1 protein-coding gene and 1 pseudogene are annotated in these 1,921 nt (G+C 67.0%); both read right to left on the bottom strand.

What is annotated here, in order from left to right; genetic code table 11:
• A pseudogene (locus DBR34_RS23710) lies at positions 1-242 on the bottom strand (sporulation protein); the annotation flags it as partial.
• 18 nt (positions 243-260) lie between these two features.
• Positions 261-1,921: arginine--tRNA ligase (gene argS, locus DBR34_RS17180; protein WP_258224062.1), on the bottom strand; the 1,661-nt coding region annotated here is incomplete at its 5' end.

The following is a 1,921-nucleotide window of genomic DNA, read 5'->3' as shown; positions in this document are numbered from 1 at the left end:
GCACCCGGCTTGGGCAGTTCAGCGCCCACGTCGGTGTCAGCGTCGCTCACCGGGGCCGGCTGGGCGTTCGGGTTCGGCTGCGGGCCTACCCGCAGGAAACCGTCACCGTCGCTCTTGAACAGGTTCGGTGCCGCCAAAAACACTACGGCCGCAATCGCCACACCGGCCACCAGCCACACCCATCCCGGCGTGCCCTGGTTGCTGTTGCGTCGTGCCTGGCTCTTGCCGCGTCGTGCTGCCATTTACTGCTTCTCCACTGCTTACATTTTTTCCGGGGCGGAAACGCCCAGGACGTTCAGACCATTGGCCAGCACCTGGCGCGCCGCGCAGGCCAGCGTGAGCTTGGCATTGCGTTCGGCGTCGTCAGCCACCAGTACCTGCGTGCCGTGATACCACGTGTGGAAGGCGTGCGCCAATTCACGCAGGTACTGCGCGATCAGGTGCGGCTCCAGCGCGATACCGGCCGCTTCCACCACTTCCGGGAAGCGCGACATTTCAATCATCAGCCACAGCGAGGCATCGTCGTTCAGCGAGGCCATGCCGGCCAGGCCTTCGCCCTGCGTATAGCTCAGGCCCTTCTCCTGGGCCTGGCGCAGCAGGCTGCACACCCGGGCGTGCGCATATTGCACGTAGAACACCGGGTTGTCGTTGCTCTGGGCGCGGGCCAGGTCGATATCGAAGGTCAGCTGCGAATCGGGCTTGCGCGCGATCAGGAACCAGCGGGTCGCATCGCGGCCGGCTTCTTCGATCAGGTCGCGCAGGGTCAGGTAGCTGCCGGCACGCTTGGACAGCTTCACTTCCTCGCCGCCGCGCATCACCGTCACCATCTGGTGCAGCACGTATTCCGGCCAGCCCTTCGGAATGCCCACGTCCAGCGCCTGCAGGCCGGCGCGCACGCGGGCCAGCGAACCGTGGTGATCCGCGCCCAGCTCGGTGATGGCGCGCTCATAGCCGCGCTGCCACTTGCTCAGGTGGTAGGCCACGTCCGGCAGGAAGTAGGTGTAGGTGCCGTCGGACTTGCGCATCACGCGGTCCTTGTCGTCACCGAAGTCGGTCGAGCGCAGCCACAGCGCGCCGCCTTCCTCATAGGTGTGGCCGGCCGCCTTCAGCTGGGCGACGGTCTCTTCCACCTTGCCGTCCTTGTACAGCGAGCTTTCCAGGAAGTAGATGTCGAAATCCACCCCGAACGCGGCCAGGTCCTGGTTCTGCTCGTTGCGCAGGTAGGCCACCGCGAAGCGGCGGATGCCATCCAGGTTGTCCGGGTCGCGCTCACCCACCACCGAGTGGCCTTCCAGCTCCACCGTGGCACCGGCCAGGTAGGCGTTGGCCACGTCCTGGATGTAATCGCCGCGGTAGCCCGCTTCCGGCCAGCCGGCGTCATCGGGCTTGAGCCCCTTGGCGCGGGCCTGGGTGGACAGGGCCAGGTTCTCGATCTGCACGCCGGCGTCGTTGTAGTAGAACTCGCGCTTGGCGTTCCAACCGTTTACATCCAGCAGGCGCGCCAGGCAGTCGCCGATGGCGGCGGCACGGCCATGGCCCACGTGCAGCGGGCCGGTCGGGTTGGCCGACACATACTCCACGCCCACGGTACGGCCGTTGCCGCTCAGGTTGCGGCCGTAATCGGCGCCTTCCTTGAGCACGCTGGCCGCTTCGCGCTGGTAGGCGCTGGGGGCAAGGTGGAAATTGATGAAGCCCGGGCCGGCGATCTCAACGCGCAGCACATCGGCGCTCTTGGGCAGCGCATCCAGCAGCGCCTGGGCCAGGGCGCGCGGGTTGCTGCGCGCCGGCTTGGCCAGCAGCATCGCGGCATTGGTGGCGAAATCGCCGTGCTCACGGGTCTTCGGGCGTTCGACCACGAATTCCGGGGTCAGGGTATCGGCCGGCAGAGTGCCGTTGGCGCGCAAGGCTTCGATGCCTTGGC

This window comes from Stenotrophomonas sp. HMWF003 (assembly GCF_003061285.1).
Classification (GTDB): Bacteria; Pseudomonadota; Gammaproteobacteria; order Xanthomonadales; family Xanthomonadaceae; genus Stenotrophomonas; species Stenotrophomonas maltophilia_AP.
This window is presented reverse-complemented; position numbering and strand designations above follow the sequence as displayed.